This window comes from Rhizobium sp. FG113 (assembly GCF_057809895.1).
In genome coordinates this window covers 1,090,797-1,111,378 of sequence record NZ_JBMDKV010000001.1, presented here as the reverse complement: position 1 = coordinate 1,111,378, position 20,582 = coordinate 1,090,797, and the positions used below count along the sequence as shown (strand labels likewise).

The following is a 20,582-nucleotide window of genomic DNA, read 5'->3' as shown; positions in this document are numbered from 1 at the left end:
TCGGGGGTGAATGGCCCGCAGTCAAGCCGCGGGCCATCGGTTTACCCCGGTCGGTTCACATCAATCGGCCTGCACCTGCAGGACCTTGCCGGGCTTGCCGTCAACCGATGAGGCGACGACGATATACCTGCGCTCGTCCTTGTGCTTGGACTCGACGATCTGCCGGATCGGGCCAACTGCGTTGACGATCGCCGAGCCTGCCGGGTTCGTCATGAAGTTCGACAAGCCCTGCAGCGGGCCGCTGCCATCGGCCTTGTCGGAGAGTGCCAGCACGTACATCGTTCTCGGTTCCAGACCGGTCACGGATGCCTGCAACACCTGCGTCAGCCCTTGGTCGAAGAGCGTGACGCTCGTCGGCGCCGTCTTTTGCCTGTCGCCCTTTGCCGACAGCGTCAGATGCGCGGCGACGCCTGCGGTGCCGAGCGGCTGCAGGTTCTGCATGCCGTCGCCTTCAGGAACGGCATTCGGCACATAGTTGACGGCCTGCGCCGCCTGGCCGATCGGGATCGTCGCGATGACCTTATTGGTCAGCGTGTCGATCGCGGCCATCGCATCGGCGTTTTCCAGTCCGACATAGACGCGCGTGCCGTCGCCGGAGGGCCAGACACCGTGTGGCAGGTTGCCGACGGGGATGGTCGCGACCTGTTCAAAATTATCGGTACGGAAGACCTTCACCTGATTGAGGCCGCCAACAGTGATGTAAGCGAAGCTGCCGTTCTTGTTGGTGACGAGGTTGACGTGGTTGGTGATCGGGCCAGTGTCGATCGTCTGGATCAGATCGAAGGGCGGCTGCGCATTGAAGACCTGCGTCTTGCCGATGTCCTTGAGCGTGAACCAGACCTGTTTTCCATCAGGCGATGCCGCGATATTCGGGCAGAAGGGGCTTGCCTGCTTCACGTGGCCGACGATCTGGTGATCGGCAACGGTGACGACGACGGTCTCGGGATTGAAGGACGAGCAGATGTAGCCGTACTTACCGTCAGGTGAGAAGATCTGCATGCCGGGACCTGCCGGCACCTTGATCTGGGTCTTCTCCTCGAATGTGGCGGCGTCGATGACGGAGATATAGTCCTCGCCACGGACCGTCACCCAGACCTCCTTGCCATCGGGCGTATAGAATGCCTCGTGCGGCGAGCGGCCGACATAGGTGGTGTGCTTCACCGCGTTTGTCGCCGTGTCGATGAATGTCACGGAGTTCGAGCCGATCGAGACCACCGCGATCGTCTTCTTGTCTGGCGAAAAGCCCATGCCGTGGACCAGCACCTGGCCCTTATAGAGCGGGCTGAGGTTGCCGGGCTGCGGATCGCCGAGCTTGATGACGCCGAGAAGCTTGTTGGTCGCCGGATCGGTCACCGACACGGTGTTGGAGAATTGCTCGGCGGCATAGACGCGGTCCTTGCTGCTGACTGGAATGTCCGGATCAGCGGCGGCGAAGGGTGCCTGCCCAGCGAAGGCGGAAAAAGGCAATAGCATGCTGCCCGCCAGCAAGCTGGCGGCAAAAGATGTACGAATGTTCATTGGGAGGACCTCTGGGTTACATCTTCATGTTGGGGTCCATGTCCTGCATGGTCTTGCTGGGCGTGGATCCGGTGGGGGTAGTCTCCGGTGCGACCTGGGTTGGGGCCGCTTCGGATGGGGGGAGCGGATCGCCGATCGCAAGCTTCATGGCCGCGATCTCCTGCTGCTGATCCACGATGATCTCCTGCGCGATGCGCTTGAGCTGCTCGTTCTTGCCGTATTTGAGGACGGCGAGCGCCATCTCGATGGCGCCCTGGTGATGGGGCGTCATCATCGCCACGAAGTCGCGGTCGACATCGCCTGATGGCTCGACCTCCATGTCTGCCATCATCTTGTTCATGGCTGCGTCGTTCTCCGCGAGGTAGGCCGCCTCGGGGCCGCCGTCGTCCATCTGCATCGCCGAATCGTGCTGTGAGGGATCATGGGCGAAGGCGGCGCAGGCGCCCGCAGTTGCGAGGATGGTGGCCGCAAGGACCATCGACTTTCGGGAGGACCAAAGGTTCATCGGCTTCTTCCTTGTTGTTGCATTGAGGTAGACACCCGGGCAGCGCTTCTATTCCCGAGCGCCGCAATTTTTTCTCACGCTTGCTGGACCGACGCCGCGAGGTTGCCGAGCACTCCAAGCTGGCCGAAGATGATCGTCGCGGCGGTGTAGCAATGGAAGGACGTCACCTTGCCATCCTTCAGATGGAAAACGTCGCAGCATGGTGCGTGCATTTCCTTGCCTGTGGCCGGGATCGTCCCGGCAGGCAAGGCGAGGGGGCCGGAGTGGGTGCCATTGAGGGTCAGTTCGACAATGACCACGTCGTCGGTCACGTAGAAGTTTCCGAGTTCGCGGTGCATGTCGTGGAAGGCGGTAGCGTAGATGTCGACCGTCTTGCCGATGTCGGTGCCGTAATATTTCGCGCCGGCCGATACGTCCCAGAAATAGCCGTCCTCGGCGAAGAGGGCGACGAATGCCGCCACATCCTTCACCTCTGCGGTCCGGTAGAGTTCGCGGATGATTTCTTCGTTGGTAGGCATGTCGTTTCCTTGGTCTTGTGCTGGATCAGCGGATGGATTTGAAGGCCTTGCGCATTTCCTGCGCGAAGAGGTCGGGCTGCTCGAAGGCGGCGAAGTGACCTCCCTTGTCGACCTCGTTCCAGTAAAACAGGTTCGGCCAGTGGGCTTCGGCCCATGCCTTGGGCGCGCGGTAGATCTCCTTCGGAAAGATCGTGGCTGCCATCGGCAGTTCGATCCGGCCGGCGTCGAAGCCGCCGCCGTTGCGGGCGTTTTCCCAGTAGATGCGGGCGGATGAGGCGGCCGTGTCCGTAAACCAGTAGAGCGAGATGTCATCGAGCATCTCGTCGATCGTCAGCGCGTCTTCCGGCTCGCCGCGGTTGTCCGTCCAAGCCTGGAATTTCTCGTAGATCCATGTTGCCTGGCCGACGGGTGAATCCGCGAGCGCATATCCGATCGTCTGCGGCCGCGTCGCCTGCTCCTTGAAGTAGCCGAACTGGTCGTTCGCGAACTTCATCGCCGCATCCATCGCGGCCTTTTCCTCGGGCGTCGGGTTCTCCGGGAATTTCTCCGGAAAGACCAGGGGCCAGTTCACATGGGCTGCCACGAGGCCTCCGGGGCGGACATGTCCGAGCGCATGGGTGACGCCCGATCCCCAATCTCCGCCCTGCGCGACCCACTTGTCGTAGCCGAGGCGCTTCATCAGCGTGGCCCAGGCATTGGCGGTCCGCACCACGGTCCACCCTTCCGAGGCCGGCCTGTCTGAGAAGCCGAAGCCGGGCTGCGAGGGAATGACGACGTGGAAAGCGTCCTCGGCCGTGCCGCCGTGCGCGGTCGGGTCGGTGAGGGGGCCGATGACCTTGAGGAACTCGACGACCGACCCTGGCCATCCATGCGTCAGAATGATCGGCAGGGCGTTTTCATGCTTCGATTTCACATGGATGAAATGGATGCCAAGCCCGTCGATTTGGGTGCGAAACTGCGGAAACGCGTTGATGCGCCTCTCGAATTTCCGCCAATCATATTTGCGCTCCCAATAGGCGATCAGCGATTTCGCCTTGTGGAGCGGAACGCCCTGCGACCAGTCCGAGACGGTTTCCTGGTCGGGCCATCGCGTATTCTTGAGGCGGCGCTTCAGGTCATCGATGGCGGCTTGCGGAACGGAAACCTTGAAAGGCGTGATCGCGTCGGTTGCCGGCGGAAGCAATAGCTCCTCCTGCGCCGCAACCGCCTGGGAAGTCAGCGAGACTACGGCGGGCGCTGCCAGGGCGAATTGAAGAAGGCGCCGGCGCGTTGCGACGGTCGATGGATCGGTCATGTCTTGGTCCTTGGTTTGATTTTCTGTTCCGGCTGCCATGCTGCCGGGGGATCGCGATCCTGTGCCGATGGCGTCAGGAGACGCGGCCGCGCGGGTCGTCGATGTGCTGCTTTGCGACATCGTAGCGGATACCTTGTCGGTCGAGGATCCGGACATTCTTCACCACAGTGCTCAGAGCCTTGAGGAAGATTGGAGAGTTTTCATGTGCTTCGTAGGCAGCTTCGTCTCTCCAGCCCTCGACAAGGTGGAAGGTGTTCGGATCCGTCAGATCCTGCGCGAAGGCGTAGAAGACGCATCCGTCGATCTCAGCTGCCGCCTTCATGTCCGGGATTACCGCGTCGATGAAGGTCTGCCGATCATCCGGATGGACGCGATAATAGGCGCTGACGAGCATGTTCGTCGGCAGTGTCTTGTCGTGGTCGGCCATGGCCGTTTCTCCTTTGGCTGGCTGATGATGTATTTCGGTTGCGGCGGCGCTTAGCGCGACGTGATCAGAACCGTGCCGGATTTGCCTGGCTTTTCGACAAGTGCGGCAGCCTTGCCGACATCCGCGAGATCGAACGTCTGCTCGACCTGAAAGAGCTCCGGCTTGCTGGCTGCGAGCTCAAGCGCGAGCTTCAGATCGGCCTTGCGGATTTCGACAGGCAGGCCCGCCCACCGCCCGACCGTCACACCCGACAGGCGGATGTCGCGCGTCGAAAAGTAAAGTGCAGGGACCGAGATCGGCTGCCCGGAAAGGTCGCCGTAGGACACCAGGCTGCCGCCTTGGGCGAGTAACGCAACCGCCGCACTGGCCGTCTCGCCGCCAACGGGGTCTAGCACGACGCCGATGGGATGGCCGTCGGCGGCTGCAACGACCTTGTCCTGCCAGCCGGGCTTGTCTGTGGAAAGCACCGGCAGATCAGGAAACACGACGTTAAGCTCGTTCACGCCGGCTTCGCGCCGGACGATGCCGACGACGTCGAAGCCGCGATCGAGCAGCAGTCCGATCACCAGTCTGGCAACGGCGGAGCCGGCGGCGGTGAGAACGACGACGTCGCGGCCCGGCTTCGCGCCGGATGTCTCGACGGCCCGCAAGAGAAGCGCCGTCGTCAACGGATTGACGTGAAGCTGTGCTGCGGCTTCGTCCGATACGTCATCAGGAATTTCGGTGACGTATTCAGCCGGGACGATTGCCTTTTCGCTCCACGCGCCTCGGCCGGGGAAGAATGCAACGCGTGTGCCGGGTTTCAGATCGACGCCACTGCCGGCTTCCTCGACGATGCCGTAGCCCTCGAAGCCGACGCGCACGCCCTCTTTCGGTACGACCGCTCCCGGCTGGTAGCGTCCCGATATACCGAGAAGATCGCCGTGGTGAACCGGCCGGAGAAGCACCCGGATCAGCACTTCGTTGTGGTCTGGATGTTTGGGATCTTCGACGTCGACTGCCTGAAGAACGTCCTCAGGCTTCCCATGCTTGAAATAGACTGCGGCACGCATCGCGGGCTCTCCTTGAGAATGAGAAGTGGAGCGGCTGTTCGCCGCTCCTGCTGTGGGGTTAGACCTGAGCCTGGCCGCCATCGGCGAAGAGCTCTGCGCCGTTGACGAAGCTCGCATCGTCGGAAGCGAGGAACAGGGTTGCCTTGGCGATCTCCTCGGACTCGCCTACGCGGCCGAGCGGGATGCGAGAGGCGAGATAGTCGAGCAGGCCCTGCTGCTGTTCCTTGTCGTCGCCGGCGAGTTCGACGAGGCCCGGGGTACGGGTTGCGCCGGGCGAGACGACGTTGACGCGGATACCGGTGCCCTTGAGATCAAGCGCCCAGGAGCGGGCGAGGTTGCGGACAGCGGCCTTGGAGGCGGAGTAGACGGAGAAGGCAGCCGTGCCTTCGGTGCCGGCGGTCGAGCCGGTCAGCACGACCGACGAGCCCTTGCTGAGCAGCGGAAGTGCTTTCTGCACGGTGAAGATCACGGCCTTCACGTTGCGGCCGAAGGTGTCGTCGACCTGTTCCTCGGTGATCTGGCCAAGCGGAAGCATGCTGCCGCCACCGGCATTGACGACGAGAGCGTCAAGGCGTCCCTGTTCCGCCTTCACCTGGGCGAACAGCTTGTCGAGATCAGCGCTATTGGAGGAGTCGGCCTGTACGCCGACCGCGCCATGGCCGATCTCGGCGACTGCCTTGTCCAGCGCATCCTTGCGGCGGCCGGTGATATAGACACGTGCACCTTCTGCGGCGAAGAGCTTGGCGGTCGAGAGGCCGATGCCGCTGGTTGCTCCGGTGACGACGGCGATCTTGTTTTCAAGTCTTTTGGTCATTGTACTCTCCTGATGCTGGGCGCGCGAAAGGGTTCAGCCCGAATGCGCGGCCTGTTGAAGTTCTGAAACTGTTCGGGAGGTGGCGTTGGCTGTTGGCCTCGTCGCCGTCCGATGAGGAGAAGTTAGTTCGTCAGCTTGGCGGCGAGAAGCCGCTCAGGGTGGAGACATTATCCATGGGGATGGATGGTCTCCGTGGTCACATTGCGTCTGGCATCGACGGCTTCGAATACTTTCGCCGCCCATTCCGTGAAGGCGCGCAGTCTGGGATTTGGAAATCGGTCTGCCGGGTAGACGAGATGCAGCGGATGATTGTCCGGCTTCCACTCGGGCAACAGCTCGACCAGCGCGCCGCTCTCGAAGTGCGGTCTTGCCAGGAAGCCGAAGCTCTGGCCGATCCCAAGCCCTGATAGCAGCGCATTCAGGTGTGCGGTGCTCTCGTTCACCGAAATGCCGCTTGTTGTCGGGAGATACTCGCTTCGCTCATCGCCGCGCTGAAAGCGCAATGGAAATCGCTTTCCGGATGACGCGGAGAAGTAACTGACGATCCGATGCTGCTCGATATCCTCCGGCCGCTCCGGCAACTGCAGGCCATCCAGATAGCTGGGCGATGCGCAAATGACGTAGTCCAACTCGCACAGTTTTCGCGCCTTCATCGATGAGTCACTCAACGCCCCGCCGCGGATGACGCAATCGATCCCCTCACTGACGAGGTCGGCGGGTCGATCGCTGACCCCGAGCATGAGATCGATCTCAGGATACTGGTGCTGAAAGTCGGCGAGCGCGGGGATGAGGATCTGGTTTGCCAGCACGGAACCGATATCGACGCGCAGCTTCCCCTTTGGCGCGCTGCGAGAACCCGCGATCGTGCCGTCCATGTCATCCAGATCGGCGAGGAGCTTCAGCGCGCGCTCGTGATAGGCCACACCCTCGGTGGTCATCGTGACCGACCGCGTGGTGCGCTCCACGAGCTTTGTGCCCAGATGCGCCTCAAGATCCTGCACCAGTTTGCTGACGGAGGACCGGGGCAGGTTCAGCGTGTCCGCCGCCTTGGCAAACGAGCCGGCCTCGGCGACGCGGACAAATGTTCGAATGGCGAGTATCTGATCCACGGGAGCCCTGGCTGGTGCTGGTTAGATGACCACCATCTATACCGGATCGCTGAGCTCCGTCATGCAAGTTATTGCTTGATTTGGATAATTGCGCTGTCGATAACGCGCTCCCACCAACGTTTTTGCTCGGTTGCCAAGGCGATCATCGTCAAAGCGGCTTGTGAAGCTGCGGGTGGCCATTGTAGAAACTCGGCCGGCCGGCTTTCCAGCCGGCGACGACCCGGCCGATTTCGCGCACGGCTGCCTTCGGCCCCGCGGTGTCGATGAGAATGATCGTCGCCTCCTCGCCCACGGTGAGGCCGTAGGGGACGCCGAGCTGGCGGGCGGCGGATCGCCCGACCATGTCGAATACGCCTGATATCTCCACATCTCGCGAGAGTTGCGCGACGTTGGCGTAGAGATTGGCCATCCGGATCAGCGAGGCGTCGCCGTAGGGCGTGAAGGGGTTGAGCACGTTGTTGGTCGCAATCGAGGTCACGACACCATGGGCGGTGAGGATATGGGCGGGGGCGACGCCGCGTGGCACCAGATGGTCGTGGCCGCGGCCGTTGAGGAAGAGGTCGGTGGCAGGCAAGACGGTCAGCGCGATCCCTGCTTCGGAGAGGTTCTTTGCGATCTCGATTACGGATGCCTCCGGCAATGCCGAGAGGTTGGTGACATGACCGATCGAGACCCGGCCTTGCCAACCGCGGCGTTTGGTGGCCGCGATGACGGCGGGCAGGTCGGTCTTGTTGGGGTCGAGGCTGAAGTCGAGGTGGAAATCGACGGCGACGTCGTGTTTCACCGCGAGTTCGAAGATGCTGGCGATGTGGGCTTCAGGATCCGGGTCGGTGTAGGGGCAGCCTCCGATAAGATTGGCGCCATCGGCAAGTGCTGCGTCGAGCATCGCCAAGGTTTCAGGCTCGTTGGTGAGGCCGTCCTGCGCGAAAGCACAGATCTCGATATCGATCGCGAAGGCGTAATCCGCCCTGATGCGTTTGATCGCGTGGAAGGAGCGGAAACCGGCACGCGGGTCGATCTCGACGAAGGTGCGCATCCTTACCGTGCCATGCGAGATCGCCTTCTCGACGACGCGGGCGGCTCGCTCGTAAACGTCGTCCACGGTAAAGCCGGATTTGGCGCGCGCCGTCTCCCGCACCGCTTCGGCGAGCGTTCCCTCGCAGATCGAGCAGCGATCGAGAATGCAGGCCTTGTCCAGATGCACATGCGTATCCACGAAGCCGCCGAACGCGAAGCTGCCTTTGCCATCGACATCCGAGACGGCATCGCAGCGGAAGTTCGGTTCGATCGCGGCGATCAGGCCATCGTGCACTGCGATGTCAACGAGAGCAGCATCTTCCTCCACGCGAACATTGCGGATGACGAGGTCGAAAAGATTATCGGACAAACTGCTCATAGGCCGATGGCTCCGCCATCGCTGCGCGGGTCGTGAGCTGCTTGCATTTGTCCGTCTCCATTTATGCGAATGATGCCTGCCTGCCCGCCAAGTGGGCTTAGGGGCGCAATGGTCGCGACTTCGTGGCCCATGGAGCCCAGGGTCGCGAGGGTATCATCTCCGATGTTCTCCTCGATTTTGAGGTTGTCGCGAGTATCGGAAAAGGTGCGGCCGAGCAGGAAGCGCGGCCGCGAGAGGGCGGCCAACGGATCCAGCCCATGGTCGATCAACAAGCTGAGCAGCAGTGCCAGTGTCTGCGGCTGGCCATCCGCACCCTGTGTTCCGTAGACCAGATGCGGGCGTCCGTCCTTGAGTGCAAGGCCAGGGTTCAGCGTGTAGAAGGGCCGCTTGCCGGGCTGAATGAAATTCGGACTGGCGGGATCGGTGCTGAAGGCTGCGCCCCGGTTTTGCCAAAGGATACCGGTGTCACCGGCAACGACGCCGCTTCCCCAATCGAAATAGATGCTTTGCAGCAAGCAGGCGGCCCGGCCGTCGGCGTCGACTGCAGCCAAGAGCGCTGTGTCGCCCTGCCTGTAGGGTACGGGCCAGTCGACGGCGCGGTTGGAATCGATTGCCGAGGCCTTTGCGGCCAGGCGTTCAGGGTCCAGAAGCAGTTTCGTGGCATCGACGGCGAACTCCGGATCCGCGATCAGATGGCGATCGAGGAAGGCCTGTTTCACCGCCTCTACCAGCGCATGGTAATAGGCGGCGCTGTCAGGTGTCTTATCCTTCGGCGCCAGCTTTGCAAGCACAGCCATGATGCCAAGGGTGGTAACGCCCTGCGTCGGCGGCGGTGGCGCCAGCAGAACGGTGTCGCCATAAGCGAGCCGCACCGGCTCCACCATGCGGGTTCGCGTTTCGGCGAGGTCGGCGGCCGTCAGCGGTGAGCCTGCGGCGGCAAGACCGCGCGCGATCCGGTCCGCCAGTTCGCCTTCGTAAAATTCCCTCGCGCCATTCGCGGCGATGGCCTTGAGGGTTTGCGCCAGATCAGTTTGTCGCTGGATGCCCTCGCGTTGAAAGAGGTCTCGAAAGCCCGGCCATGTCGCGGATTCGCTGGCGCGGAAATCATGCCAGAATGTCTGCGACGGGCTGACGGCAAAGCCGTCCTCGGCGAGCGCGATGGCATCGTCAAACAATGCAGAGAGCTGCTCGGAACCGCCCCAGTTCGTGACGGAATGATCGAGCACCTTCTCCCAGCTATCGACCAGGCAGGCGGTTGTCAGCGTCGAAGCCGGTCCGCGCGCGGGGATCGGGCTGTCGATCTCGGCATTCGCGGCCGCCTGGCCGATGCCGAGGAAGGTGCGTGCGTCGCCATCCCGGTCACAGACCATCCAGACGGCATCGCCGCCGAGGCCGCAGAAATGCGGGTAGGTGACGGAAAGCGCGGCGCCCGCGGCGACCAGCGCCTCGATTGCATTGCCGCCACGCGCCAGCACTTTGGCGCCGGCTTCGGTCGCCGCCCAATGCGGCGTCGTCACCATGCCGTCGCGCGATTGCGCAACGGCTGTTTCGGTCTGCCGGCTCCGGTAGTTCATCAGCGGACCACGGCTCCGTTCTCTGCAACCAACCGGCCTTCCTTGAAGACCCGGCGAGGCTTCGGAATGGCGACGACCGCTTCCGGGATGTGCTCTGCCGCAAGCGTCACGAAATCGGCCTTGGCGCCGATGGCGATGCCATAGCCCTCGAGATTGAGTGCCTTGGCGCCGCCTGCGGTCACCACGTCAAAGGCGGCGGCGAGTTCCGTATCCGTGTAGAAGCCGGAGCGATAGGCGATGATCTCGGCGCGGCGCAGCATGTCGCCATCGCCGAAGGGCCACCAGGAATCGCGGATATTGTCGTTGCCGGAGAAGACCGTGACACCTGCCGCCCGCAGCAGCGCCACCGGCGGGAAGTTGTGGTTGCCCGGCGCGTTGGTCATGATCGCGACGCCACTCCTGGCAATGAGAGCGGCGATCTTCTTGATCGCATCCGGTCCAAGGTCGCCGAGGCCATAAGCGTGGCTGACGGCGACATGCCCCTGCATGCCGAGTGCTATCGTGCGGGCGCAGATTTCCTCGATGGTCATCGCGCCCATCGTGCCGGCATCGTGGAGGTGGATATCGACATCGACGCCGCGCTTTTCGGCAATGCCGAAGACCACGTCGAGATGTCCCTTGATGTCACGGTCGAAGGAGAGCGGATCAAGTCCGCCGACAAGATCGGCGCCCATGCCGATCGCCTCGTCCATCAGCTCAGGCGTGCCGGGGCTTTTCAGGATGCCGCTCTGCGGAAACGCCACCAGCTGGATATCGATGATATCCTTGTAGGCCTCGCGTACGGCAAGGATCGTCTCCAGCGATTTCAGCCCGACCGAGCCGTCGACCATGACATGGCTGCGCATCTGCAGTGCGCCGTTTGAGATGCAGAGATCGAGCTGCTTGCGGGCGCGCTCGTCCATCGGCGCGGCACCTGCCATGTTCTCGGCCTGAAAGGCCACGCGCTCATGCACGTCGAAGCCGTTGGTGCAGGCTTTGTGCGGGATCCACTTGTCGCCGTAGAAGCTGGTGTCGAGATGGATGTGCCCCTCGACGAAACTCGGGACCAGAAGCGCGCCGGCAATGTCGACGGTCTTGGCGGAGGCCGCGCTCGTGCCGGCCTTGTTGATTGCCGAGATGCGGCCGTCCGAGACGAGGATATCGTTGAGCGTGCCATCGGCCAGCTTGGCGTTCGTGAACAGTGTTTCGGTCACCGGGGTCTCCCTTGATGTCTTTGTTCTATCGTCGTTTGCAATGCTCCTCCCCAACCAGGGGAGAAGCGATGTCGTGTGGTCGGCGCGGCGCGCCGATCAGTTCTGCGGCAGGGTGCCCTGCACGCCTTCGATCAGCCAGGTCATGCCCTTGATGTCGGCATCGGCGAGTTCTTGACCCTTGGCGACCTTCACGTCGCCCTTCTGATCCTTGATCTCGCCGGCAAAGGGCTTCAGCTTGCCGCTGATAATCGCTGCTTCGGCGGCCTTCATTTCGGCGGCGACCGATTCCGGCAGTTCGGAGTTGCTCGTCGTCATCTTGACGTAGCCGCCGGGTCCGAGGCCGAGCCAGCGGCTCTCCGGCTTCCAGTCGCCGGCCATCACGGCCTTGGCGGCGTTGATATGCGCGGCACTCCAGTCCAGTTCGAAGGAAACCAGCTGCTTCTTCTTTACATAGGCGGAGAAATCGCCGGTCGAGCCGATCGACCAGACGCCTTTCTCCTCGGCGGCCAGTCCCTGCACCGGCGTGTTGGGGCTGCCGGAGATGACGTCGGCTCCCTGTGCGATCAATGCCGCGACGGCGTCCTTTTCCTTGCCGGGATCGACCCAGGCGTTGGCCCAGACAACCTTCAGCGTCACATCGGGATTGACCGAGCGGGCGCCGAGCAGGAAGGCGTTGAGGCTATAGATGACCTGCGGCACGGGGAAGGCGCCGACCCAGCCGAGAACGTTGGTCTTTGTCGTGCGGCCGGCGGCGATACCGGTGAGGTAGGTGCCCTCATAGTGGCGGGCTTCGAATACGCCGAGATTGTTGCCGGCCCCGATGCCGGCGCAGCATTCGAAATGCGACTTGGGCAACATCGGAGCCAGCTTCTTCAGCGAGGCGTATTGCGAGAAGGTGGTGCCGAAGATCAGCTTGTTGCCCTGGGCGGAAAGCTGGCGGAACAGGCGTTCGCAATCCTGCACCTGGGCGATGTTTTCGAGCACTGTTACCTTCACCTTGTCGCCGAATTCCTTTTCGAGCGCTTTCCAGGCGTTGGCCTGGAAGTATTCCCAGCCGGTATCGGAGATGGCGCCCATATGGATGACACCGACCTTGAGAGGCTCTTCGGCGGCGAAAAGGGGCCTTGTGCCCGCGCCGATCGCAAGCGCGCCGGCGGCGCTGGTTCTCAGGAAGTCGCGTCTGGAAAATGTTGTCATTTCGGTTCCCTCTGTTGTTGTTCGGTTTGGATGATGGACGGCTGTTTCAGCCCTCGGCGGCAAATGGCTTGCCGAGGGAAGCGGGGACGTTGAGGCGCATCAGCGCGGCGTTGCGCGAGATCAGCACCAGCACGACGATGGTGACGAGATAGGGAAGGGCGGACATCAGTTCCGACGGCAGGCCGATGCCGGCGCTCTGGGCAAAGAGCTGCGCGATGGTGGCGCCGCCGAAGAGATAGGCGCCAAGGAAGCAGCGCCCCGCCCGCCAGGTGGAAAAGACCACCAGCGCCACGGCGATCCAGCCGCGCCCGGCGATCAGTCCCTCGGTCCAAAGCGAGGTGTAGACGATCGAGACATAGGCGCCCGCGATACCGGCGCTGGCGCCGCCGAACAGCGTCGCGAGATAGCGGATCGTGTTGACGGGGTAGCCGAGCGCATGCGCGGATGTCGGCGATTCGCCGACGGCGCGCAAAATCAGTCCGCTGCGGCTGCGGTTCAGGAAATACCATACGCTGGCGAAGAAGACCCACGACAACCACGTCAGCGGATGAAGCTGGCCGAGAACGACGCCCAGCAGGGGGATTTTCGCGGCAAGCCTGGATGCCGCCGAAGGCTCCATCACGATCGCCATGCCGATGTAGGGCTTGCCGATGAACGAAGCGAGGCTGGTGCCGAAGATCGTCAATGCAAGCCCGACCGCGATCTGATTGGCGCGGAAGCCGACGGCAAGGACCGCGAACATCAGGGCGAGCAGCATGGCGGCCAGCATGGCCGCGAATACGGCGAGCCACAGGCTGCCCGTCGCCATCATGACGATGAAGGCAATCACCGCGCCGATCACCATCATGCCCTCGACGCCCATGTTCAGCACGCCTGAGCGTTCGGCAACGAGTTCGCCGAGTGCTGCGTAGATCAGGGGCGTGCCGGCAACGAGCGTGGCCACGAGAATGGGAAGGATCTGGTCCATCAGGCGGCGGCTCCCTGCCGGTTGGAGGACTGGAAGCGGATGCGGTATTGAATGAAGACATCAGTCGTCAGCAGGAAGAACAGCAGCGTGCTCTGCAACAGACCGGTGATTGAGGACGGCATGCCGAGCGACATCTGCGCGACATCGCCCGAGAGGTAGAGCAGCGCCATCAGGAGCCCGGAGAACAGGATGCCGACCGGGTGCAGCCGCCCGAGAAAGGCCACGATGATCGCCGCGTAGCCATAGCCTGGAGAGGCGGTCGGGAAGATCTGCGCAAGCGGGCCGGCAATCTCGCCGACGCCTGCGATGCCGGCCGCCGCACCGCTCGCCAGCATGCCGATCCAGACCGCACGGCTGACGCCGAAGCCGGCATAGCGGGCGGCGCCTTCGGAGAGGCCGGTGACCTTGAGTTGGAAGCCGGCGAAGCTGCGGTTCATGAACAGCCATCCCACGATGACCGCGCCGAGCGCGAAGAGCACGCTCACATTCGCGCGGGTATCCTCGATCAGGAACGGGAAGAGGGCATCCGGCGCCAGCGGTTCCGACTGCGGGAAGTTGAACCCGGCCGGGTCGCGCCAGAGGCCGAAGATCAGCCAGGACAGCCAGAGTGCCGCGACGTAGTTGAGCATCAGGCTGACCAGGATTTCGCTGGCGTTGAACTTGACGCGCAACAGCGCGGGGATGGCGGCCCAGAAGACGCCGCCGAAGGCGCCGGCGATCACCATCAAGGGCAGAACCCACCAGCCGCCGGCCGGGCCAAACTTCAACGCGACATAGCCGGCGAAGATGACGCCCACGGTCAGCTGCCCTTCGGCGCCGACATTCCAGATGCCGGCGCGAAAGCCGATCGCGAGCCCGACACCGATCAGCACCAGGGGGGCGGCCTTGATCAGCAGCTCGCCGAAACCGTAGAGATCGGCGAGTGGCGCGGTCAGGAAGGTGATCAGCGCTTCAAGCGGGTTCTGGCCGGCAAGGGCAAAGAGCACCATGGCAACGATTGACGTCAGCGCGATCGCGATGACCGGCGACATCAGGATCATGATGCGCGAGGGATTGGGACGCGGTTCAAAGCGCATGGGCAAGCTCCTTGCTGGCGCGTTCATCTGGCTCATCGCCGGTACTCTGGCCGGACATGGCCATGCCGATCGCATCGCGGTTAGCGTCCGCGATCGGTATAGCTGCCGTCAGCCGGCCGCCGGCGATGACGGCGAGCCGGTCGGAGATCTCGAAGAGCTCGTCGAGTTCCTCGGAGATAACGACGATCGCCGCACCCCGGTCACGCAGGTCGAGCAGCGCCTGGCGGATGACGAGCGCCGCGCCAACATCCACGCCCCAGGTCGGTTGCGAGACGATCAGCACGCCCGGCTCCTGCAGGATCTCGCGGCCGATGATGAACTTCTGAAGGTTGCCGCCCGACAGGCTGCCGGCCCGCGCCTGTGCGCCGGGTGTTCTGACGTCGAAGGCCTTGATGCAGCGCTCGGCATAGGCCTTGACGCGATCGAAGCGGATGAGGCCGGCGCGAACGACGCCGTTGCGATTGGCGGTGAGCAGCACGTTCTCCAGGAGCGGCAGCGAGGGGACCGAACCCTGCTTCAGCCGATCCTCGGGAACGGAGCAGAGGCCAAGCCGCCGCCGGCCGGCCGGATCGCGATGGCCCGCCGGCGTGCCGTCGATAGCGATCGTTTGGGCGTTAGAGAGCGGCGTTTCGCCGGAAAGTGCTGCCAGCAGTTCCTGCTGGCCATTGCCCGATACGCCGGCGATGCCGAAAATCTCGCCGCCGCGCACCGCAAAACTGATGTCGCCGAGTGCTGTCCCGAACGGGTCCTGTGTGGCAAGCGTCAGACCGGAAACGCTGAGACGTGTCTTGCCGGCCGACGTGTCGCCGCGATGACGGAAGCTGGGGAGGTCGGCGCCGATCATCATGCGGGCCATCGAGGCCGGGCTTTCCTGCCTCGGATCGCACATGCCGGTAACCCGGCCGCCGCGCAGGATGGTCGCGGTATGGCAGAGATCCCTGATCTCGTTCAGCTTGTGGCTGATATAGAGAATGCTGCATCCCTCGGCCGCGATCTGGCGCAACGTTACGAAGAGCGTTTCGACCGCCTGCGGCGTCAGCACCGAGGTTGGCTCGTCGAGAATGAGCAGGCGCGGATTTTGCAGCAGCGCGCGGATGATTTCGACCCGCTGCCGCTCACCGACCGACATCGTGTAGATGTGCCGCTCCGGGTCCACCGGCAGACCATAACGCGCGGCGACTTCGGCGATCCTTCTCGACAGCGGTTCGATCGCCGGCCGGCCGGGCAGCGCCAGCGCGATGTTTTCCGCCACCGACAGTGTGTCGAACAGCGCGAAATGCTGGAACACCATGCCGATGCCGAGCTTCTGTGCATCGGCGGGCGAGGCGATCGACACCTCGCGCCCATCCCACAACAGTTCGCCGGAATCTGGCCGAACCATGCCGTAGATGGTCTTCATCAGCGTCGACTTGCCGGCCCCGTTCTCGCCGACCACGGCGTGAATTTCGCCCGGACGGACGCAAAGGTCGATTCCGTCATTGGCGACGACGGCCGGATAGGCCTTGCGGATCCCTCGCAGCTCGAGGCGGTGTTCGGTATGTGGCGATATCGTATGTGGCATGATGACAATCTTGGCTACATGATCTCTATAATCACGTATGCAACATTGATGCCAGTCTGTATCGATGAGCGCGTCAAACGCCGCGCTGAAGCCCTATAAGTATGTATTCATTGAGATAAAACGCGCGCGGCGCCCAATGGCGTCCAAAAAGGCGGGAAATCGTGCGCGAATTTTCGTCTACATAAAATGCAAAATCATGTATACGTGATTGAAAAAGCGGCAGTCAGCTCGCGGCGCGAGCGGAGAAACGGGAAAGGATCGAGCCGAGGTCAGGCTCGGCGGCAGGCTCGTCCTCGAACAACGCCCGGCTTTCCACTGACGAGAGGTGGTCGTCCATCAACCGCTCGGCAGCCGCGATATCGCCCTTCTTGAGTGCAGCGATGAGCCCGGAGTGCTCGCTGATGGCACATTCGCTCGAATGCGGGCGGCTGTACATGGCAAGGATCAGCGAGCAACGCGACACCAGTTCGGAGAGATAGCGCTCCAAAAGGGTATTGCCCGCAAGGTCGGCAAGTTTCAGATGGAATTCACCGGCGAGCCGCGTCGAAAGCCGGACGTCACCCTTGGCATGGGCCGCTTCCTCTTCCTGCACGTGCTCGCGCAGGCTCTTCTCGATGGCCGGGCTCCAGCGTTTGGCCACCGCCTTCATGACTTCGCGCTCCAGCGCACGGCGCACGGCGAACGCATCGCGTGCTTCTTCGAGGCTTGGTTGCGCCACGGTGGCGGTGCGCTTGTGATAGGTGTCGACAAGCCCCTGCGCCTGTAATTTGGCCAGCACGGCGCGCACCAGGGTGCGGCTCATGGAGAAGTGCTTGCCGATCTCATCCTCCGGCAGTTTGGTGCCGGCTTTGATCGCCTGCTCGATGATGGCCTGTCTAAGGGTGCGATGGGCGATGTCTACCCGGTCGGAATTCGATGACATGGGACTTCAATGAATGTTTCGATCACGTATACGCTATATTGCCATCAAGCGTACAACAAGTGCTGTAGGCTCTCTCGCAAGCAAACTGTTACATCGCGCAGGAGATTGAAGGCGGACACGCCGGAATGCGGTCGCGAATGCGATGCCGCCACGGCAGCACAGGTTGAGATGAAAGCCGTGAAACGCGCCCATGTTATTTTCTTCGCCAAATCATCAAAGTTTCATCTCCGGTTTGTGAATGCTTAACGTCATGGGTGGTGTAAGCCCGAGACGAAATTGCCGGGGGTGTATCGTGGCCTTACTCTCAAACCTGAAAATTGCCCATCGGGTGATGTTGCTTGCCTTGGTGGCGTTGATCGGGATTGTCGCGATTTCCGCGATCTTCATCGGCCAACGGCAAGTGGAAGCCCGCTATCGGCAGACGGCTGACAGCCTGGCGAAACAGCAACGTGATGTCACAGCCGCGCGGGACGACATTCGCGACACTCTGATCTGGGAAAAGGAATTCCTGCTCACGCAGCAGCTTGGTGCTGTCGAAGACTTCGACAAAGCGCTTCAGAGGGCAAACTCGGTGATCGACAAGCTAAAGGGCGATGCGGCGCCTGAGCAGGCTGGGAAGCTTGACGCGTTGAGCGGTGCGCTTCAGGCCTATGCGGGCACGTTTTCGGCGCTTGTGGCCAAGGACAAGGAGTTGGGTCTCGATCCGTCGCAGGGTCTTGAAGGGGCCATGCGCGATGCCGTGCATTCGATCGAAGGCCAGCTTGAACGCGTCGCGGATGCCGAGCTCAAGGCCAGCATGTTGATGATGCGCCGGCATGAGAAGGACTTCATCCTGCGCCGAAATCCCGATTATCTGGCCAAACACGCCGGCGAAGTCGCGACGTTTACCGATTTGATGAAGAAGGCATTCCGGCCCGGCGCACAGCGCATGCGCGCTACGGAAGCACTCTCCGTCTACCAAAATGCGTTCCGGCTTTATGGCAATGCGACGCTGGAGGAGGCCTCCGCTCGCGAGGCGGTCAGTTCTGCTTATTCCGCGGTGCAGCCGGTGCTTTCGGACATCATTCAAAGCTACGCCGCGGCAGAGGTCGCCACGCTCAAGGAGAATGATCGCGTCGGTCAACGCAATATCACGATCGTTGTCGCGCTGATCGCCGCCGCGATCGGTCTCATTCTGCTCAGCGTTTGGCTGATCGGCCGATCAATCAGCGCGCCGATCCTCATGATTACCGCTGCCATGCGCCGCCTGGCCGAAGGAGACACAGGTCAAACGGCGCCCGGCGCGGCAAGGCGCGACGAGGTTGGGGCGATGGCGAAGGCGCTTGAGGTGTTCAGGCAGCAGGCGATCGCCGCAGCGGCACTTGAAGCGGAAGCGGCAGCGGCGCGCAGAGATGCCGAGGCCAACCGGGCCCAGATGCAGGAGCAGGCCGAGGCGCTGGCGCGCGAACGGCTGCTGCAGGCCACCGGCGACCTTGGCGCGGGCCTTAAGCGGTTGGCCGCGGGAGATCTCTCCTTCCAACTCGTCGAACCCTTCGCACCGGATTTCGAAAGCCTGCGCGGGGACCTGAATGCGACGTTGAAACAGCTGGCCGGTGTGATGGGTGTCATCATGGAGTCCAGCCATTCCATCGACAATGGTACCCGGGAGATCAGCAGCGGAGCAAGCCAATTGGCGCAGCGAACGGAGCGCCAGGCAGCCTCTCTTGAGCAAACAGCGGCTGCGCTCGACGAGATAACGGCAAATGTGTCGAACGCGACCAAACGCGTTGAGGACGCCCAACAGGTGGCGCGAGAGGCCAATGACAGCGCTTCGAAGGGGACGGCGCTTGTTGATGAGGCGGTTGCCATGATGGAACGGATCGAGGGGTCTTCAAAGCGTATCGCAAGCATCATCGCGACGATCGACCAGATTGCCTTCCAGACCAATCTTCTTGCCCTGAACGCCGGCGTTGAGGCGGCCCGTGCCGGTGAGGCTGGTCGCGGGTTCGCGGTTGTAGCGCACGAAGTTCGCGAATTGGCCCAGCGCTCGGCCAACGCGGCCAAGGAAATCAAGGCTCTCATCGATGGTTCGACCGTCGAGGTTGAGGAGGGGGTGCGGGCGGTGAAGGACACAGGTGCGGCTCTCCACGGCATCGGCAGACACGTTGTGGCCATCAACCAGCATATGGAAGCAATCGCTTTGTCTTCGCGCGAACAGAGCATCGGCTTGGTCGAGATCAACACGGCGATGAACGGCATGGATCAGGATACCCAGCAGAACGCCGCCATGGTCGAGGAAAGCAACGCCGCATCCGCAGTGCTTGCCGGCGAGGCCAATCGCTTGCGCGAACTCGTCTCGGTGTTCAGGGTTGCGAGCGAAAAGCAGGCGGAAACGGGGCTGCGGTTGGTTGCCGGCCGCCGAAACTGAGCGCGATCCACCACGCGAAGGTTTACCGAGCGGCTGCTCTCGTCGACCGTGGAGACTGGCAAGTGCTCTGCGCGCGGAAACGCGCAGGTTTTGCGGTTGTCCGCTCTATCGAAGAAGCATTCTAAGTCATCGGTTTGTTCGGTAGGCGCCGTTCACTGCGTTATTTCGATCCAAGCAGCGGCGAGATTGCGTCCATCAGGAAACGCAGCGACGTGGCATCCTTCTCGCCGTCAGAGGATGCCTCGAATTCGGCAAGCTCGACGCCGATAATTTGGTCTACCGGAATTTTCTCGAAGATGGTGCGCAGCATTTCTGGCAGCAGGCCATTCGGCACGGCATAGGCCGCTGGCACAAATCCGGGCTCCAAAGAATCCCAATCGACGTGAATCCATACGGGCCGATCGCCGATAATTGAGACGATCGAATCCGGATCTGTTTTTTCAGCCGAGAGCACGCAGACACCGGCCTGTCTGAGCAGTTCTGCCTCCGCGGGATCGATATCTCGTGCGCCCGCAATCACGACTCTGGCCGGATCGACACCCTCTCCGAGACCACTCTCCCAGAGGCCGCAGACCGCGGCGAGAACCATGCCGCCCAGATATCCGCTTCCGGTGGTCTGAGGGGTGTTGAAGTCTCCGTGAGCGTCGATCCAGAGGATCGTTGCTTCAGGATGGACACGCGCGACAACCGGCAGTGTTGCGAGGCTCGCGGAGCAGGTGTTCATGGCCATCAACGGCCTTTGGCCACGACGAAAGATGTCGGCCACTTCGCTTTGAAGTTCTGTCAGCGTGCCGGTAGCTTCGGGCAGGCTGCTGGACCAGTCGTCTTGTTTGGGTGGCGAAGATGTTCCGACTGAACGCGGTGACAGTCCTGTCAATTCCTGCAAGGCTCTTGCTGTCTTGGCCGCGCCTTCGATCGCGCCAGGCGTACGGTCGGCAATGCGTCCCTGGCAAAAAATGATCTCGAACGTCAAATCGATACTCCGATACTGAAACTGCGAATCGTGCCAACAGGCATGCCGCGACAATCATTATATCTCGTCGGATATATCG

Annotated in this window: 18 protein-coding genes; 1 reads left to right on the top strand and 17 read right to left on the bottom strand. The window is 62.4% G+C overall.

Translation table 11 applies throughout. From position 1 onward, the window contains the following. Nucleotides 1–60: 60 nt before the first annotated feature. The 16 genes from ACODTZ_RS04880 to ACODTZ_RS04805 all read right to left on the bottom strand — a co-directional run bounded on the left by ACODTZ_RS04880 (nt 61) and on the right by ACODTZ_RS04805 (nt 17,123). Nucleotides 61–1,518, bottom strand: coding sequence for a YncE family protein (locus ACODTZ_RS04880; protein WP_489024147.1), 1,458 nt, complete (start codon nt 1,516–1,518; stop codon nt 61–63). A 16-nt stretch (nt 1,519–1,534) separates the two neighbouring features. Continuing rightward, nucleotides 1,535–2,023: a DUF305 domain-containing protein gene (locus tag ACODTZ_RS04875; protein WP_489024145.1), complete on the bottom strand. Its 489-nt coding sequence runs from the start codon at nt 2,021–2,023 to the stop codon at nt 1,535–1,537. 74 nt (nt 2,024–2,097) lie between these two features. After that, nucleotides 2,098–2,541 (bottom strand): nuclear transport factor 2 family protein, encoded by a 444-nt coding sequence (locus ACODTZ_RS04870; RefSeq protein ID WP_489024143.1) that lies wholly within the window; start codon nt 2,539–2,541, stop codon nt 2,098–2,100. A 25-nt stretch (nt 2,542–2,566) separates the two neighbouring features. After that, on the bottom strand, nt 2,567–3,835 hold the full coding sequence (locus ACODTZ_RS04865; RefSeq protein ID WP_489024141.1) for an epoxide hydrolase family protein: 1,269 nt from the start codon (nt 3,833–3,835) through the stop codon (nt 2,567–2,569). 73 nt (nt 3,836–3,908) lie between these two features. Further along, nucleotides 3,909–4,262 carry a putative quinol monooxygenase gene (locus ACODTZ_RS04860; RefSeq protein ID WP_209192283.1) on the bottom strand — a complete coding sequence of 118 codons (354 nt, stop codon included), beginning with the start codon at nt 4,260–4,262 and terminating at the stop codon, nt 3,909–3,911. 50 nt (nt 4,263–4,312) lie between these two features. Continuing rightward, nucleotides 4,313–5,314, bottom strand: a complete 1,002-nt coding sequence (locus ACODTZ_RS04855; protein WP_489024139.1) for a zinc-binding dehydrogenase — start codon at nt 5,312–5,314, stop codon at nt 4,313–4,315. Nucleotides 5,315–5,372: 58 nt separating this feature from the next. Further along, nucleotides 5,373–6,128 (bottom strand): SDR family NAD(P)-dependent oxidoreductase, encoded by a 756-nt coding sequence (locus tag ACODTZ_RS04850; RefSeq protein WP_489024137.1) that lies wholly within the window; start codon nt 6,126–6,128, stop codon nt 5,373–5,375. Between the two features lie 167 nt (nt 6,129–6,295). Further along, on the bottom strand, nt 6,296–7,237 hold the full coding sequence (locus tag ACODTZ_RS04845) for a LysR family transcriptional regulator (protein ID WP_489024135.1): 942 nt from the start codon (nt 7,235–7,237) through the stop codon (nt 6,296–6,298). A gap of 148 nt (nt 7,238–7,385) precedes the next feature. Then, complete coding sequence (locus ACODTZ_RS04840) at nt 7,386–8,633, bottom strand: amidohydrolase family protein (protein WP_489024133.1); 1,248 nt, start codon at nt 8,631–8,633, stop codon at nt 7,386–7,388. After that, nucleotides 8,630–10,207 carry a gamma-glutamyltransferase family protein gene (locus ACODTZ_RS04835; protein ID WP_489024131.1) on the bottom strand — a complete coding sequence of 526 codons (1,578 nt, stop codon included), beginning with the start codon at nt 10,205–10,207 and terminating at the stop codon, nt 8,630–8,632. Before ACODTZ_RS04835 ends, ACODTZ_RS04840 begins: the two co-directional genes overlap by 4 nt. Then, complete coding sequence (locus tag ACODTZ_RS04830; RefSeq protein ID WP_489024129.1) at nt 10,207–11,400, bottom strand: amidohydrolase family protein; 1,194 nt, start codon at nt 11,398–11,400, stop codon at nt 10,207–10,209. The genes ACODTZ_RS04835 and ACODTZ_RS04830 overlap by 1 nt, the downstream gene beginning before the upstream one ends. A gap of 96 nt (nt 11,401–11,496) precedes the next feature. Then, nucleotides 11,497–12,597, bottom strand: a complete 1,101-nt coding sequence (locus tag ACODTZ_RS04825; RefSeq protein ID WP_489024127.1) for a BMP family ABC transporter substrate-binding protein — start codon at nt 12,595–12,597, stop codon at nt 11,497–11,499. A 46-nt stretch (nt 12,598–12,643) separates the two neighbouring features. Continuing rightward, complete coding sequence (locus ACODTZ_RS04820; protein WP_489024125.1) at nt 12,644–13,564, bottom strand: ABC transporter permease; 921 nt, start codon at nt 13,562–13,564, stop codon at nt 12,644–12,646. After that, entirely contained in the window at nt 13,564–14,640 is a 1,077-nt protein-coding gene (locus tag ACODTZ_RS04815; protein WP_489024123.1) for an ABC transporter permease, read from the bottom strand. Before ACODTZ_RS04815 ends, ACODTZ_RS04820 begins: the two co-directional genes overlap by 1 nt. Continuing rightward, nucleotides 14,630–16,201 (bottom strand): ABC transporter ATP-binding protein, encoded by a 1,572-nt coding sequence (locus ACODTZ_RS04810; protein WP_489024121.1) that lies wholly within the window; start codon nt 16,199–16,201, stop codon nt 14,630–14,632. The genes ACODTZ_RS04815 and ACODTZ_RS04810 overlap by 11 nt, the downstream gene beginning before the upstream one ends. 223 nt (nt 16,202–16,424) lie before the next feature. Then, nucleotides 16,425–17,123, bottom strand: a complete 699-nt coding sequence (locus ACODTZ_RS04805; protein WP_489024119.1) for a GntR family transcriptional regulator — start codon at nt 17,121–17,123, stop codon at nt 16,425–16,427. A gap of 331 nt (nt 17,124–17,454) precedes the next feature. On the opposite strand from ACODTZ_RS04805, the gene ACODTZ_RS04800 reads away from it, so the two are divergent. Next, on the top strand, nt 17,455–19,530 hold the full coding sequence (locus tag ACODTZ_RS04800) for a methyl-accepting chemotaxis protein (protein WP_489024801.1): 2,076 nt from the start codon (nt 17,455–17,457) through the stop codon (nt 19,528–19,530). Nucleotides 19,531–19,690: 160 nt separating this feature from the next. On the opposite strand, the gene ACODTZ_RS04795 is transcribed toward ACODTZ_RS04800, so the two are convergent. Then, complete coding sequence (locus ACODTZ_RS04795; protein ID WP_489024117.1) at nt 19,691–20,503, bottom strand: arginase family protein; 813 nt, start codon at nt 20,501–20,503, stop codon at nt 19,691–19,693. Between the last annotated feature and the right edge of the window lie 79 nt (nt 20,504–20,582).